This window comes from Streptomyces sp. NPDC000878 (genome assembly GCF_053599695.1).
Genome location: NZ_JBSFMT010000025.1, coordinates 91,651 through 106,587 on the forward strand (window position 1 = coordinate 91,651; position 14,937 = coordinate 106,587).

The 14,937-nt window shown below is 69.4% G+C and carries 13 protein-coding genes; 4 read left to right on the top strand and 9 right to left on the bottom strand.

The features are described from left to right. Positions 1–11 precede the first annotated feature (11 nt). From ACWDR4_RS22960 to ACWDR4_RS23000, 9 genes are all read right to left on the bottom strand, one after another. The gene (locus ACWDR4_RS22960; RefSeq protein WP_450411086.1) at positions 12–1,286 is read right to left on the bottom strand and encodes an enolase C-terminal domain-like protein; all 1,275 of its coding nucleotides are present in this window, start codon (positions 1,284–1,286) and stop codon (positions 12–14) included. Continuing rightward, entirely contained in the window at positions 1,276–2,160 is an 885-nt protein-coding gene (locus tag ACWDR4_RS22965) for an alpha/beta hydrolase (RefSeq protein WP_450411088.1), read from the bottom strand. The genes ACWDR4_RS22960 and ACWDR4_RS22965 overlap by 11 nt, the downstream gene beginning before the upstream one ends. Next, the gene (locus ACWDR4_RS22970) at positions 2,157–3,839 is read right to left on the bottom strand and encodes a GH3 family domain-containing protein (RefSeq protein ID WP_450411089.1); all 1,683 of its coding nucleotides are present in this window, start codon (positions 3,837–3,839) and stop codon (positions 2,157–2,159) included. The genes ACWDR4_RS22965 and ACWDR4_RS22970 overlap by 4 nt, the downstream gene beginning before the upstream one ends. A 195-nt stretch (positions 3,840–4,034) precedes the next feature. Then, the gene (locus ACWDR4_RS22975; RefSeq protein ID WP_450411091.1) at positions 4,035–4,538 is read right to left on the bottom strand and encodes a flavin reductase family protein; all 504 of its coding nucleotides are present in this window, start codon (positions 4,536–4,538) and stop codon (positions 4,035–4,037) included. 79 nt (positions 4,539–4,617) lie between these two features. Beyond that, the gene (locus ACWDR4_RS22980; RefSeq protein WP_450411093.1) at positions 4,618–5,727 is read right to left on the bottom strand and encodes an LLM class flavin-dependent oxidoreductase; all 1,110 of its coding nucleotides are present in this window, start codon (positions 5,725–5,727) and stop codon (positions 4,618–4,620) included. 23 nt (positions 5,728–5,750) lie between these two features. Further along, on the bottom strand, positions 5,751–7,076 hold the full coding sequence (locus tag ACWDR4_RS22985) for an ATP-grasp domain-containing protein (protein ID WP_450411094.1): 1,326 nt from the start codon (positions 7,074–7,076) through the stop codon (positions 5,751–5,753). Continuing rightward, positions 7,073–8,407 carry an aminotransferase-like domain-containing protein gene (locus tag ACWDR4_RS22990; protein ID WP_450411095.1) on the bottom strand — a complete coding sequence of 445 codons (1,335 nt, stop codon included), beginning with the start codon at positions 8,405–8,407 and terminating at the stop codon, positions 7,073–7,075. The genes ACWDR4_RS22985 and ACWDR4_RS22990 overlap by 4 nt, the downstream gene beginning before the upstream one ends. 1 nt (position 8,408) lies before the next feature. Then, entirely contained in the window at positions 8,409–8,759 is a 351-nt protein-coding gene (locus tag ACWDR4_RS22995; RefSeq protein ID WP_450411097.1) for a YciI family protein, read from the bottom strand. Positions 8,760–8,807: 48 nt separating this feature from the next. Further along, positions 8,808–9,554 carry an SDR family NAD(P)-dependent oxidoreductase gene (locus ACWDR4_RS23000; protein WP_450411098.1) on the bottom strand — a complete coding sequence of 249 codons (747 nt, stop codon included), beginning with the start codon at positions 9,552–9,554 and terminating at the stop codon, positions 8,808–8,810. A gap of 738 nt (positions 9,555–10,292) precedes the next feature. Between ACWDR4_RS23000 and ACWDR4_RS23005 the strand changes: the two genes are divergently transcribed. The 4 genes from ACWDR4_RS23005 (at position 10,293) to ACWDR4_RS23020 (ending at position 14,903) form a co-directional block, all read left to right on the top strand. After that, positions 10,293–11,573, top strand: a complete 1,281-nt coding sequence (locus ACWDR4_RS23005) for an MFS transporter (RefSeq protein WP_450411101.1) — start codon at positions 10,293–10,295, stop codon at positions 11,571–11,573. Positions 11,574–11,797: 224 nt separating this feature from the next. Further along, positions 11,798–13,012, top strand: coding sequence for a fatty acid desaturase (locus ACWDR4_RS23010; protein WP_450411102.1), 1,215 nt, complete (start codon positions 11,798–11,800; stop codon positions 13,010–13,012). A gap of 62 nt (positions 13,013–13,074) precedes the next feature. Continuing rightward, complete coding sequence (locus tag ACWDR4_RS23015; protein WP_450411103.1) at positions 13,075–13,548, top strand: cobalamin-dependent protein; 474 nt, start codon at positions 13,075–13,077, stop codon at positions 13,546–13,548. Continuing rightward, complete coding sequence (locus tag ACWDR4_RS23020) at positions 13,545–14,903, top strand: methylaspartate mutase (RefSeq protein WP_450411105.1); 1,359 nt, start codon at positions 13,545–13,547, stop codon at positions 14,901–14,903. The genes ACWDR4_RS23015 and ACWDR4_RS23020 overlap by 4 nt, the downstream gene beginning before the upstream one ends. The last annotated feature ends 34 nt before the right edge of the window (positions 14,904–14,937 follow it).

Below are 14,937 nucleotides of genomic sequence, written 5' to 3' on the forward strand. Positions count from 1 at the left end.
GAGCGCAGCCCTCAAGGGGCGCGGGACGTGTCGATCTGCGGCTCCGCCGCGTGGGCGCGATCAGCCCCCACCGACCCGCGGCCAACCAACTGCCCCGGGCCGGAGGCAACAGACAGCCACGACCTGTCGTCCGTCCAGGTCAGAGCAGTCCAGTGCGAGGCCCGCCCGGTCAGGCGCAGACCGAATCCCGGCCCCTCGACAGGGCCGATCGTGTTGGTACGCCGATCCACAACCGGCCACGGAGCCACGATCGCGTCGGCCTCCGCGAAGAACCGGTCGGACTGGCCGCCCTCAACGGCAACCGCATCCGAACTGCGCAGCGCCAGCGTCCTGCTCGCGTTGATCAGCGGCCCGGTCTCGGCGACCTGGACGCCGATCTGGAAGCCCAGGCCCTCGGCACGGGCGTACTCGACCAGCCGGGCCGAGGCGAGCAGCCCGCCGTTCTTGGACACCCGGACGTTCACCGCGTCGCACGCGTCGGCGGCCACCGCGGCCCGCGCGTCCGCCGCCGTGCACACCGACTCGTCGAGCAGGACGCGGACGCCCGTCGCCCGGCGCAGGGCGCGGAGATCGGCCCAGGAACGGCGGGGGAGCGGCTCCTCGACGAGGTCCACGCCGGCCTCGCGCAGCCGGTGCGCGTACGGCACGGCTGTCTCCGGCCGCCAGCTCATGTTGGCGTCCACCATCACCGGCACGTCCGCGCCGAGCCGGTGCCGGATCGCGCCCACCGTGCGGATGTCCCGCTCGATGTCGTCGGACGCCTTCACCTTCACGAAGTGGAAGGGCCCGCGCGTGTCCAGGAACTCCTCGACGCCGATGCTCAGATCCAGCACCTGGGAGACGGGGACGGAGGTGAGTTCGGGGGTTCCGGGGGACCACAACTCGCCTACGGGGATGGCCAACTGACGGCACAGCAGATCCAGTACGGCCGTCTCCAGCAGGCACACCAGGTTCGTGCCGGGGGCTGTCCCCAGGGTGTGGGCGAAGAGTTCCGGGAACGTCGACTCGAAGCCGTCGGCGCGGAGTTGGTCCGCGAGGTCCGCCGGGGGCGTGGTGCGCAGACGGCCGAACAGCGCGTGCAGCGGGACGCGTCGGAGGGCCTCCGTCACGCTGTCGGTCGTCTCGCCGGTGACGTACGAGCGGGGCGCGCACTCCCCGATGCCCGTCAGGTCGTCGACGGTCAGGCGCAGGACCAGGCTGTCGCTGGTGCGGCGGCGGGCCGCCGGGTGGTCGAAGCCGATGCGCATCGGCAGCGCCACCCGGTACAGCCGCGCCTCAGACGCCACGGTCCAGCCCTTGGAGCAGGGTGTGCGTGGACGTCCAGTCGACCAGGCTGCGGCTGACGTCCGTGTAGAAGAGGTAATGCCGGTCGGTGGGGAACTGGACGACCAGACCGCCGTCGGAGAACAGCCCCTGGAAGACCTCACGGGTCGCGTCGAGATCGACGATGGGGTCCGTCAGCCCGGACACGAACGCGGCCGGGACGTCCGGGAGTTGGGGGCGGGATGCATCCAAGTAAAGGGATTCGAGGGCCAGTAGGACCGCTCGTGAGCGGCGGGTGAGGGTGCGGGCGGCCAGGTCGTCGTTGTCGATGAACCCGCGGTAGCGGGGGTCGTCGGTGAAGTCCGCCGACTTCAGGCCCGCGTCCCACGGTTCCGTGCTCGTCTCGGCGGCCAGCGCCGCCCGCTCCTCCTCGCCGAGCACCGCGTGCAGCCGGCCCAGCCAGGTCGAGCAGAAGACCGTGGCGTCGTAGCGGACGGTGAAGTCGGGGTGGTGGAGGAGGGCGGCCAGGAAGGAGCCGCCGAGGCAGTGCCCGAACAGGGTCAACGGGACGTCGTCGCCGATCAGTTCACGGGTGTGCGTGATCGCGGCGACGTAATCGGCGACGATCGTCTCGACGTCCGGCACGTCCTGGCGTTCGCCGCCGCTGATGCCGCTGCCGCGCCGGTCCAGTACGAAGAAGGCGATGTCGTTGTCGGCGAACTGCGGCCCCACCTCCCACAGCCAGCCCGCGTGGGACTGCAACCCGTGGAAGTAGAAGACGGCGCCCTTGGTCTCCCCGTGCGGACGCCAGAGGTGCAGCGCGAGGTCGATGCCGTCGACGGAGAGCGTGATGATCTCGCGGCGTACGTTCTGCGGCGGCCTCTTCGTCTCGATCACCGGGGTACTCCCGCCCCGCCGACCAGGTCGGCGACGAAATCGGTGTCCTTCTGGAAGGGGCTGTACTTGTACTGGGTGGCGTTGCCGAGCTGGCGCCGTGACTCGGTGTAGGCGGCGATGGTGTCGCGGCCGACGGTGCGGAACTCCAGGGCGCCGAGGCGTCCGCTGGTGCGCTTGCTCGCGTACTCGATGTTGATGGTGGCGAGCGCACGGTCCACCGCGTCGGACAGCCGGTGGTCCAACTCGGCGCCGGGGCACGGGACTTCACCGACCACGACATAGTGCGGGGGCTCGGCCCAGCGGGGCCCGCAGAGATAGAGGCCGCCTGCGAGGCCGTACGCGGTCAGCGCCTGTTCGATCGCCTCGGTGACCTGGACCTCGGTGATCTTCTCGCCGGTGAAGGAGTGGAAGACGCCGTCGCGGTGCACGAAATGGACCCACGGGACGCCGTTCCTGACCGTGTCCACGCGGTAGATGTCGCCGCTCCACAGCCGGTAGAGGCCGTTGCCCTGCGTCATGATCAGGTGGTAGTCGCGGCCCGCCTCGACCTCGTCGAACAGCAGCGTGTCGATGTGCTCGCCCGCGTCCAGCAGCCTGCCCAGTTCCACCTCGGCCGGCACGAACTCGAAGAACGCCTGGCCGACCGCGAGCGGCTGACTGTCCAGGGAGCGGTCGACGGGCAGCGTGGTGACCCCCTCCGTACCGCAGCTCATGAACGGCATCGCACGCGCCCCGGGCAGCACCGCGTCCAGCTTCGACCGGTAGAGCCCGGCGGAGGAGGACAGCCAGCAGCTGTACGCGCCGAGCGAGGGCCACACGTCGGTGAGGGTGAACTCGCCCTGATCCAGGACCGATTGGAGGTGCCGGGCGGCTTCGGGGTCCGGGTCGCCGTACGGCCGGCCCGCCAGGGTGCCGGCGGCCAGGTCGCGGACGAGTTCGGGACCGTGCTCGGCGATCAGGTCCCGCAGCGAGATCAGGGTGCTCGGGTTGATCGCCGACACGAACTCCAGGCGCCGGCCCACGAGATGGCGGATGCGGTGGTACATCCGGCCCGCGTGCGAGGAGGGCGCCTCCAGCCCGAACCAGGGCGCCGCCGCCCAAGGCGGGTTCCAGTCCCGGCTGTTGATGCGCGGATGCCGGTTGCTGATCGCCTGGTACTGCACCCCGTACAGGAAGTCGTCGACGTTCTCGTGGACGGTCTGGGTGTCCAGGGTGGCGTACGGATGGTCGAGGATCGCGGGATGCAGGTCCAGGTAGGTGCCCCACATCGCCTGCATCGCCGGAATCCGGTACGTCAGCAGCCAGTGCAGGGTGTACGGGACCCGCTTGGGCGCGCCGGTCGTCCCGCTCGTCTTCAGCCAGCGCAGGACCGGGCTGCACGACAGGACACCGCCCTTGGTCCGGGTCTCGCGGTCGATCTCAGCCGCGAAGTCGTCGTAGCGCCGGACCGGGAGGACGTCCCGGAAGCTCTTCGCGTCGGACCCGACGGTGTCGTAGCCGCGCTCCTTCCAGTGCAGGGAGTCCCGGCACACCTCGACGATGTCCGCGAGAACCCGCCGCTGGGCCGCCCCCGGGTCCCCGAGGTCGGCCAGCAGCGCCGCCCGGGCCCGCCGGCACTCCTCCTGGAAGGGGACACGACGTCTGTTCCAGTGCTCTTCCCAGTGCTGCGAACCGCCCACGGCTTCCGCATCTCCCTCAGCTTGTTGGCTAGTTAGGACCTGTGATGCCACCGGGATCGCCAGTGGCGGGGATGGGGGGCTGCGCCCCATAGGGGCGCGGGGCTGTATCTATTTGCGGCTCCGCCGCGCGGGCGCGACCAGCCACGACGGCGCCGCAGCAAACCGACAACACCGAGCGGCCCCTCCCGCGGAGCGCTACGCCGCCAGCCCGCGGAAGCGTCCCGCGTGGAAAACCAGAGGCGCCCCCGCCCCCGTCAGCGCCCCCTCGGTGACGGAGGCGACGACCAGTTCGTGGTCGCCCGCCGGATGGATCACGGAGATCTCGCAGTCGAGCCAGCCGAGCACCCCGGCGGGGACGGGATGACCGGCCCGGGTGTACGCCCACTCCCGGCCGGAGAAACGATCCGCCCCGCGCTCGCCGAACAGCCGGCACAACTCCGCGTGCCCCTCGCCGAGAATGCCGACCGCGAACCGCCCGGCCGCCCGGATACCGGGCCAGGTGGTCGACGCGCGGCCCGCGCACAGGGCGACGAGCGGTGGCTCCAGCGACACGGACGTGAACGAGTTGACCGCCATGCCCACCGGGCCGTGCGCCGCCTGCGCGGTGACGAGCACGACGCCGGTGGTGAAGCGGCCGAGAATGTCACGGAACGCGCGCTGATCCAGGGGTGCGGATACCGGCGCGGACTGTTCCAGCATGCGATGTCTTCCCCTCGGTCAGGACCTGGGTGACCTCGAACGGCGCTTGTGGCGCCCGGAGTTGATCCCTCTGGCCCGGTTACCGGTTCCGCCGGGCGATCGCCCAGTCGACCGCCTCCTGCGGACGGTCGGCGGCGCCCGTGATCCGCGGGGCCACCTGCCGGGCCAGCAGCTCCAGACTGCGGTTGGTGTTCTCGTACGAGGTCCAGTCGGCGACGTACACCAGCAGCGAGCCGAAGCCGCCGGTCGCCTCCTGGATACGGCGGACGCCGTCCACGACGTCGTCGACCGAGCCGACCAGCGCGCCGCCCGCCTCCACGCGGGCCTCCAGGGCGGTCGCCCGGGAGGCGCCGGGGGCCAGGACGTCACGGCCGGCCGCTTTGGCGAAGTACTCGAAGAGCCAGCGGTCGTAGCCCTCACGGACCTCGGTGAAGGCCTGCTCGCGGGTCTCGGCGACATGGACGGGCAGGGCGACCCGCCAGTCCTCGCGGCGCAGCGTCTGCCCGTACTCGTCGGCCGCCTCCTCCGCGTGCTTCCACTGCTGGGCCAGGCCCATGTGCTCCGGGGCGCCCGGCGTCAGCAGTGCGAAGGGCAGCGCGAACGAGGTCATGCTGAGCCCGTAGCGGCCGATCAGCCGGGGGCTGGTCACCGAGGTGCCGGAGGTGGCCAGCGCGACCTCGATCGGGCCGGGGCCGAAACGGGGCAACTGGAGCTTGGCGTCGACCAGTTCGTACCAGTCGGTCTTCTGCGTGACCCGCCCCTCGCCGTTGACGAGTTCGAGCAGGGTCGGCAGCGCCTCGTCGAGCCGCTTGCGCTGCTCCTTGCCGTCCAAGCCGAACATCGTCGCGTCGAACGGCACCCCGGGGCCGACGCCCAGGATGTAGCGGCCCCGGGTGAGGTGATGGAGGTGTACGGCGCGGCTGGCCACATGGAAGGGGTGGTGCCCGGAGAGCGGCACCACCCCGTGCGCCAGCCTGATCTGCCGGGTGCGCTGGCTCGCGGCGGCGATCAGGGTCTCCGGGGCGCCGACCAACCCCCAGCCGAGCGTGTGGTGTTCACCGAACCAGGCCTCGTCGAAGTTGAGCCGGTCGGCCAGTTCGACCAGGTCGAGGTTGCGGTGGATCGCCAGATGCGGGTCCTGGCCCGTCTCGTGAACGGGCGACAGGAAAAGACCGATACGGCTGTGCACTGTTTCCTCCAGAGAGGTTCAGGTCAGGGTCGGTTCACTTGGTAGACCGCGTCCTTGAGGGCGCGCGCCCGCTCGTAGTCGGCGTCGAGCAGGGTGTCGTCGGGAGAGGTCAGATAGATCCGCAGCGCGGCCGTCATCAGGTCGTTCGTGGGCCGGATCCGGGACCCCGGCCTGTACTTGACCGCGGTGACGACCGTGCTCGGCAGCGCGTCGATCGCCGCCACCGTCTCCTGGTCCACGGCCGACACGACGCCGTCCAGGGCGGTGGGCGCGTTGTAGGTGTAGGCGGACTGGAGCTTGCGGTACACCCCGTCGCCGTACCGCTCGACGAACTCCGCCGGGCGGATGTACGCCAGCGCGGACAGCCCCGCCTGGTTGTGGCCCAGGCACAGGTCCTGGAAGGCCGGGTTCAGGTTGCCGTTGAGGCGGGTGGCGATCTCCACCAGCACCGGGCCCTCGTCCGTGACGATGACCTCGGCGTGCGTCGGCCCCCAGCGCACGTCGAGCGCCGCGAGGACCTCGGTGACGTACGCGATCAGGGCCGGCACCGGGTCGGCGTCCGGGGCCACCAGGATGTCCCGGTTGTAGATGTTGCGGCCGGTCGGCAGCAGCGTCTTCTCGTACTCCCAGACCCCGCACACATACTGGTGACCGTCGGCGCTGACCGTGTCGACGATGTACTCGGTGCCCTTGAGGTACGACTGGACCAGCGCCTCCGCGTTGGCGTTGCCGAAGATGGTCCGCCCGCTCAGCACGCTCTCGGCGGCGGTACGCGTCTCCCCGGCGTCCTGGCAGATGAACACCGCGTCCGAGCCGGCCGAGTCCAGCGGCTTCACGACCACCGGCCAACGCCCCTGGTCCTCCGCCCACTTGACGATCAGTGAGGCGTCGTCGCTCTTGAACTGGTCGGCGCAGCGCACCCCCGCCCGGCGCAGCGCCTCGATCATCTCGTACTTGTCCCGGCGGGCCACCGAGAGCGCGGTGCCGTTGGACTTCACCCCGAGCGCCTCGCTGAGCCGGTCGGCGGCCCGTACGGCGGACTCCTGGCCCGGCACCACGGCGGCCGGGGCGTGCGCGCGCAGCAGCTCGGCCAGCTCGGCCTCGTCCGTGCTGACGAGGTTCCGCTGGTACGCCGTCAGATCGGGCGCGAGCATCGTCGGGATCAGTTCCGCCGTGGTCTGCGCGTGGATCACCCGGGCGCCGAGGGCGCTGAACGCGGCCGGGTAGAAGTTGCCGGCCGAGTAGCCGTCGACGACCACGGCGACGGTCGCGGCGGCCTCGGAACCGTCAACAGGGCCTGTCGAAAGGGAAGTTGATGCCTGGGAAGCGGGGGTCTCGGAGACGCTCATGACTGTCCTTCGGATGGTTCGGGTATCTCGCGGGCAGTGTCCGCGACAAAGCGTGCCAGCCTGGCGATGCCTTCCCGAATCGCTTCGGGAGCGAGGTTGCTGAAGCCGAGCCGGATCTCGCGGTCCCCGCCGCCTTCGAGGTAGAACATGCTCATCGGCGCCCAACTCACCCCGAAATCACGGGCAGAGCGCTCCATGGCCGTCAGGTCGGCGGTGAACGGCACCTTCAGGGTCAGGAAGAAGCCGCCGCGCGGGGTGTTCCAGGTGACGCCGTGCCCGCCGCCGGCCGGGAACTCCGCCGCCAGCGCGTCCAGCACCGCGTCCAGCCGCTCCAGGTAGACGGCCGCCAACTCCCGTGTCGCGGACCGCAGATCGTAGCCCTGCTCGACCAGGAAACCGCCGATCACGGCCTGCGAGAGGGTGGACGAGCCGACGCTGTACATCGCCTTGGCCTTGGACAGGGTCTGGGCCAGCGTGCGCGTGGTGACGCCGGCGTCGGTGGCCTCGGTGACCTCCTGGTCGGCGACCAGATAGCCGAGCCGGGCACCCGGGAACGCCGACTTCGCGAACGAGCCGAGATACAGCACCCGGCCCCGGGCGTCGAGGGACTTCAGGGTGGGCATCGACTCGCCGTCCCGTGCGAACAGCCCGTAGGGGTTGTCCTCCAGGATCAGGAAGTCCTCCTCGGCGGCGACCTCCAGCAGCCGCTCCCTGGCCGCGAGCGGCAGCACCGTCCCCGACGGGTTGGAGAAGTCCGGTACCAGGTAGAGAGCGGTCGGCCGTTTACCCTCGACGCGCACGGCACGGGCGGCGGCGCGCACCGCCTCCGGGTCGAGCCCCTGGGGGCCCTCCAGGACGCCCCGTACGGGTATGTCCAGCATCCGGGCGGCGCCGAGGATGCCGACGTACGCCGGGGACACCGACAGCAGGACGTCGTCGGGGGAGGCGAACAGACCGCGCAGGGCGACCAGGGCGGCCTCCTGGAAGCCGTGTGTGATCATGATCGCCTCGGGCGGGACGTCGATGCCCTCGTCCTGCTTCAGCATCAGGGCGACCTCGTCCTGGATCAGGCCGTTGACGGGCCCGTACTGGAACAGCAGCCGGGTGATGCGCTGTTCGGGGAGGCCCTTGTCACGCAGATGCTTGATATAGCGGTCGGTGTAGAAGGTGAGATTGGCCAGATCATGGTTTCCGTCGTAGGGCGCTCCCGAGGAGAATGAGAGCGCGTCGGGGAAGCGCAGCGCCGTCTCACTGAGGATGCGCATGGAGTCCATGCCAGGATCGGCAATTCCGGCGTGCAGCGAATCGAGGGTGAAAGAGACCTGGGTCATATCAGTGGGCTCCCTCAACGGCCGGTACTTCGTCGGACACGATCTTTGACACATTCTTTGCCGTGCTCACCGCGGAGATCCAACTCCCCTTGCCCGGCGCCCATTCCTGAATTCGGGTCCGCGCCACCACGCCACCCTTGACATAGGGCTCCTCTTCGAGAATCCGCTGGAGTGTCTCGCGGGATTCCACTTCGTACACCAGAAGCCCGGAGTTCTCGCCGACGAGGGGTCCGCCGAGCAGCAGGACGCCGTTTTCGGCGAGCCGGTAGAGGTTCTCGGCATGCGCCGGATGCAGGCCCTGGCGGCCGGCCCGGTCGACGTTGTACTCGAATTCGACGACAAACTTCGCCACACCCAGCTCCTTGCGGTGAGAATCAGGACTGACGCGCGTAGCGCGAACTCACATGTAGAGGCCGCCGTTGATGTCGATCACGGCTCCCGTGGAGTAGCCGGCGCTCTCGGAACACAGGTGCAGCACACTGCCGACGGCCTCGGCCACCGTGCCGTAGCGCCCCATCGGCAGCCGCCCCAGGACGTCCTTCTTCGACTCCGCGGTACGGCGTTCGAACGCGCCGGCGACCCGGTCGGTGGCGATCGGCCCGTGCGCGACCACGTTCGCGACCACTCCGGTACCGGCCAGTTCGTACGCCAGCTGCTTGGTCATGCCGATCACGGCGGCCTTCGCGCCCACGTACGCGGCGTTGTTGAAGTGGCTGTACGTACGCCCGCCGGCCGAGGCGAAGTTGACGATGCGGCCGTAGCCGTCCTCCGCCATCCGGGGGGCGCAGACCTTGACCGCGATCCAGGTGCTGATCACGTTCTCCAGATGGGTCTGTTCGAAATGGCTCCGGTCGAGATCCGCGTAGCCGATGACCCGGGTGTCGCCGCCGACGCCGTTCACCAGGACCGACGGCGCGTGCCGGGCGACGATCTCCGTCAACTGCCGCTCGGCGGCCGGGATGTCCGTGATGTCACCGACGACCGCCTCGGTCTTCGTCACCTCGGCGAGTTCGTCGGCGAGGCGGGTGACCGTCTCCTCGTTCCTGTCGAAGAGGACGAGGGAGTTCCCTTCCTTCGCGAGGCCTCTGGCCACCTCCGAGAGAATTCCCCCGGCGGCACCGATCAAGAGCGCGGTACGAGCAGTCACTTTGCTTTTCACCCAAACTTTGCTGAAGTCGGCGACCCTGAACGAGCAGGGTCCTGGTGAGGGAAGCCCGGTAGAACGTCACGCCAATCGGCCCGAATGGTCATCGGGCTGCGGGTGGCGATGGTGTGTGCTGATTCGCAAACGAAGTGTGCTGTGTCGCAAGTACGGTTCGCGGTGTCGCTCCGACGTACGCAACAAACTGGCACAGAAGGGTGGCCGCCCCCTCGGCACCTCCCAGAGGCTCACATCTGTCTTCGGTCGTTGTCAACGAGTTTCGGAAATTCTGTTGCCCGCTTGCCGGGACACGCGCAAACCCGACACCCTTGTACTCGGACCGCGCCGACCGGGTACTGTCCATCGGTCGTCCGGGCACTTCGGAAGTATGCTGCACCGCTCGGCCAAGTACTGTGAACAGTCGATGAAATGGCATCGGGAACCGGGTGATCGAACCGGTTCCGGCGTCATCCTCTAGGGGTGCTCTTCGGCCACACCGAAGAGCGGGAAGCGGAACGGGGGCAAGAGTGAACAATCTTCTGGCGGGTGCTTTCTGGCCAAGACGGAGCGGAATTACGCCTCTCTGTTGGAGCGCACCGGATCCGCCGGCCGACCGGGCCGTACGACGGCCGGCGACCCGGCCGAACCCGCCGCGCCGGTAGGTCCCCGGGAGCCCCCCACCCGCTCCCGCCCTGCCGCGCGCCCTCTTTCCGCCCGCACCCGACCCCACCGGACGAACGGATCATGCGACCCGACTCCCCATGGCGGACAGCCGACTTCCGCACGCTGTTCACCGCATCCGCGCTCAGCCAGCTGGGCAGCAACGTCAGTTACGTCGCCGTACCCCTGGTCGCCGTGGCCGCGCTGGACGCCGGGCCCGGCCAGGTCGGCGCCCTCGCCACCCTGAGCACGATCGCCTTCCTGGTCATCGGCCTGCCGGCCGGGGCCTGGGTGGACCGGCTCAGTCACCGCCGGGTGCTGATCGCCGCCGACCTGTGCCGCGCCGCGCTCTACGCGTCGGTGCCGCTGGCCTGGTGGCTGGACGCGCTCACCCTCGGCCAGCTCTACGCGGTCGTCCTGCTCAGCGGCTGTGCGACGGTGTTCTTCGACGTGGGTTCACAGAGCGTGCTGCCCCAACTGGTCGGCAAAGAAGCGCTCGTTCAGGCCAACGCCGACATCAACACGCTGATCGCGGCAGGCAACGTCCTGGGCCGCAGCGCGGGCGGCGGGCTCGTCTCGCTGCTCACCGCACCCGTGGCCGTACTGGTCTCGGCCGGTACCTATCTGGGCTCTGGCCTCGGGCTCGTCGCGATCCGGCGCACCCCGCCGGCCGCCCCGGCGAAGGGCGGCGCGGGCATCCGGCTGCGCGCCCAGATCGCCGAGGGCGTACGGCATGTCTTCGGCAACCGGGAACTGCGGGCGCTGGTGCTCACCGCGGCCCTCGCCAACCTCGGCTCGTCCGTCATCAACACCATGCTGCCGATCTGGTTCGTCCGCGAACTCGACCTGCCCGGCGCCGCGTTGGGCCTGTTCTGGGGAGCCGGCGGGATCGGTCTGCTGATCGGCGCCCGCAGCGCACGGCCCATCGCCGCCCGGCTGGGCTTCGGCCGTACGCTCGGGCTGGCCGGGCTCTGTCTCGCCCCGGCGGGCCTGCTCGTGCCGCTGGTCGACCGGGGCCCGTGGCTGTTTCTCGCGGGTGCGGGATGGTGTTTGGTCATGTTCAAGGTGGGCATGGACAACGTGCTCGGAGTCAGCCTGCGGCAGCGGATGACCCCCGGCTCGCTGCTCGGCCGGATGAACGCGACGTTCCGGTTCCTGTTGACGGGCGCCCTGGCGGTCGGTGCCGCGATCTCCGGTGTGCTCGGCGAACTCGTCGGCGTCCAGGCCACGTTGTGGGTGGGCGGCGTGTTCGTGTCGACGGCCTTCCTGCCGGTCTTCCTCTCTCCGGTCCGGGTCCGCAGGGTCCTGCCCGACCCCGTTCCCGAGCCACCCCTCACTCAGGACGCCCCCGCTTCACCCGCGTGAATTCGCGCGCAGGACGCGTTCCCGTGTTCAGGCGCCGAGCTGCAAAGAGATATCAACCCGCGTTCGTTATTCGCTTGTTTTCTCAACAAAAGGTTGACCCTGCGGGTGACCGCCTGCCAGGATCAACCACGCACCCAGGCACAGACCTTTCGTGCGCCGATATCCCCTGCCCGACCGGGCGATCGAATATCAGGCGCCTCAGATCCCTGACCTAGAGGAGTGCGATGGCAGCCATCGACAGTGGCTACCGGACCGAAGGCATCGCCGATTATTCGGATCCCCGCGAAACCATGCGCGCCCTGCCCCGGTTCACGCAGTATCCGCTCACCCTTTTCACCGGAAAGGCACTGCCCGGACAGAGACCCATATCCTGGTGGACGCCGGGCTTTCATCTTCTGACGGTATATCTCTCCATGGCCCTCGGTGTCGCCGCCGGCTGCACCGGACTGGGGCTGGGCGGCGCCTGGCTGCTGCTGGTGCCGGCGGGCTGGGCCGTCACCCTGCACGGGATGCGCAACCTGCGCATGATGATCTACCACCAGTGCTCCCACCGGAACATGTACCGAAGACGACGCGTGGACACCGCGATCGGCCGGCTCACCTCCAGCGTCCTGGTCATCCAGAACTTCGTCCGCTACAGCCGCGAACACGTCAGCGACCACCACGCCGCCCACCACATGACCCTGCGCGACCCCACCGTCCAGGCCTTCCTGGTCAGCCTGAACCTGCGTCCCGGGATGACCCGCCGGCAGATGTGGCTGCGGGTCCTCGGCAAGCTGGTGTCGCCCTGGTTCCACCTGAACTTCCTGGTGGCGCGGGCCCGTTCGTTCTGGCACGGCTCGGCGCGGACCGAGAAGGCGACCTTCGTCACCCTCTACACGACCGCCGTCGCGGCCACCGTCGCCACCGGGACCTGGCCGGCCCTGCTGATCGTCTGGTTCGTCCCGCTGATCCCGCTCTTCCAGATCAGCAACACCCTGCGGCTGTGCGTCAAGCACACCTTCCCGAGCCGGGACCTCACCATCAGGCGGGGCAAGGAGTACTTCGGCGGCCTCACCAACGCCATCTTCATCGGCGAGGCCGCGCCCACCCCCGAACTGCCGCCGCTGCGGAGGGCCGCGGCCTGGGGGGTGTGGACCCTGCGCATGCTGTTCGTGCACGCGCCGGCGCGCTATCTCGTCCTCACCGGCGACACGGTGGTCCACGACTTCCACCACCGTTATCCGTCCACACCGCAATGGCCGAACTACATATTCGAGCGCCAGGCGGACCTGGAAAAGGGCAGCCCCGGCTGGCCGCCCTACACCCACGCCTGGGGTCTCGTACCCGCGATCAACCTGGTCTTCGACTCGCTGTCCGTCGCCGATCCGGAGGAATTCAATGTCGCCCGGCTGCGCGAGGTCAGCAAACGGGAACTGTTCGCCGCATTCGACGACTGAATGCATGTGATGGCTTTCGACGTATGTACCAAGATTCCGTCCGAAGATCCCGGGGGAGCGCCATGCGGCGAAACGCAGAAGCAGAAACAGAAGCAGAATCAGGAAAAGAAACCCGTACCGTCATTCTCGGTGTGGCGGCCAGCGACAGTCATGTCGTGGCCAATCACCTCATCGCCCACGCGCTGCGCGCCGAAGGCTTCCAGGTCGTCAATCTCGGCGCCTGCACCTCGGTGGCCGAGTTCGCGGAAGCACACGCCGAACACCCCGAGGCCGAGGCGGTGATCATCGGCAGCCTCAACGGCCACGCCCACGCCGACCTCCAGGACCTGCCCGCCGCCCGCGCCGCCGGCCGTCTGTGCTGCCCGGTGATCCTCGGCGGCAACCTCTCCGTGGGCAGCTACAAGGGCGCCGCCGACCACGACCGGCTGTACGCGCTCGGCGTCGACGTCGTCCTGTCCGACCTGGACGAACTCCCCACGGCACTGGGCGAGTTGAGGGCCCGCAGCGCCACGGCGGCTGCGGTCGCCGCATCATGAGCGACTCGGATCCGCCGCTCCCCGAACTTGCTGAATCCGTGGCCTACGTACGGGAGCTGGGGAAGCCCACCGTCGCCGAGGTGCTGCGGAACGCGCGTGCGGCGGGGCGGTTCGCGCTGCAACCCCGTTGCGGGGTCGGCTCGCACGTCCAGATGACGACGCTGCTCCAGGACCTGGAGAGGCACGCCCGGCCCGACATCCTCACGCTCACCATCGACTCGTACACCCGGCTGAAGCAGTTCGACAGCGCCCGCAGGGTCCTGGAGCGCAACCCCGCCGACCTGAACGGCTATCCGCTGGTCACCCACGGCTGGGTGAAGGGGCGACAGCTCAACGAGGCGGTGGCCGCGCCGCTGGAGATACGGCACGGGACGCCCGACGCACGGCTGCTGTTCGAGGTCACGGTGGCGTCCGGCATCACCTCGTTCGAGGGCGGCGGAATCTCGTACAACCTGCCGTACTGCAAGGACGTCCCGCTCGCCGAGTCGCTCGCCGCCTGGCGGGACGTGGACGCCCGCTGCGGTGAACTGGCCCGGCACGGACTGGTGGTGGACCGCGAGACGTTCGGCACCCTGACCGCCGTACTCGTGCCGCCGTCCATCTCGCTCGCGATCAGCGTGCTGGAGGCGGTGGCCGCGGCGCGCGAGGGGGTGCGGTGCATCTCGGTGGCGTATCCACAGGGCGGTCACTTCGAGCAGGACGTGGCCGCGCTGCGGGCCATCCCGGAACTGGCGGCGCGCTATCTGCCCGACGACATCGAAGTCCACGCCGTACTCCACGAGTTCATGGGCGTCTTCCCCAAGCAGCGGCCCCACGCCGAGGACCTCATCCTCTACGGCGCCCTCGTCGCCCGGCTCGGCGGCGCGAGCAAGCTGATCAGCAAGACGTACCAGGAGGCGCACGGCATCCCCGACACCCGCGCCAACATCGACGGACTGCTGCTCGCCTCGCGCGCCAACTCCCCACTCCTGGACTTCATCACGCTCGACGAGGACCGCATCGGCACCGAACTGGAGTGGATCCTCCGGGAGGTGGCCGAGATCGTCGAACCGATCCTCTCAACCTCCGATCTGCACAAGGAGATTCCGGCCGCGTTCGAGGAGGGACGGCTCGACATCCCGTTCAGCGCCAGCCGTTCGGCGCGCTCGGAGATCATTCCGCGCCGCGCGGGCGACGGTGCCATACGCTATTTCGCCTCGGGATCACTGCCGTTCTCCGCCCGCACCCGCAGACAGAACGAGCAGGCCCTCGCCGCGGGCGGGGAGTCCCGGCTCGGGGACATGGTGAAGGGGCTGACGTCGGACATCAACTATTTCCTCGGCATCTTCGGCGAGAGCACGAGCCGCAGCGCATGACCTGAACCACGGCGAAACCAGACCTCCAGTGAAG

Bases quoted from the DNA above. Each gene is read 5' to 3' on its own strand.
- ACWDR4_RS23015 (WP_450411103.1), top strand. From the start codon at position 13,075: ATGCGGCGAAACGCAGAAGCAGAAACAGAAGCAGAATCAGGAAAAGAA.
- ACWDR4_RS23010 (WP_450411102.1), top strand. From the start codon at position 11,798: ATGGCAGCCATCGACAGTGGCTACCGGACCGAAGGCATCGCCGATTAT.
- ACWDR4_RS22975 (WP_450411091.1), bottom strand. From the start codon at position 4,538: ATGCTGGAACAGTCCGCGCCGGTATCCGCACCCCTGGATCAGCGCGCG.
- ACWDR4_RS22990 (WP_450411095.1), bottom strand. From the start codon at position 8,407: ATGACCCAGGTCTCTTTCACCCTCGATTCGCTGCACGCCGGAATTGCC.
- ACWDR4_RS23020 (WP_450411105.1), top strand. From the start codon at position 13,545: ATGAGCGACTCGGATCCGCCGCTCCCCGAACTTGCTGAATCCGTGGCC.
- ACWDR4_RS22985 (WP_450411094.1), bottom strand. From the start codon at position 7,076: ATGAGCGTCTCCGAGACCCCCGCTTCCCAGGCATCAACTTCCCTTTCG.
- ACWDR4_RS23005 (WP_450411101.1), top strand. From the start codon at position 10,293: ATGCGACCCGACTCCCCATGGCGGACAGCCGACTTCCGCACGCTGTTC.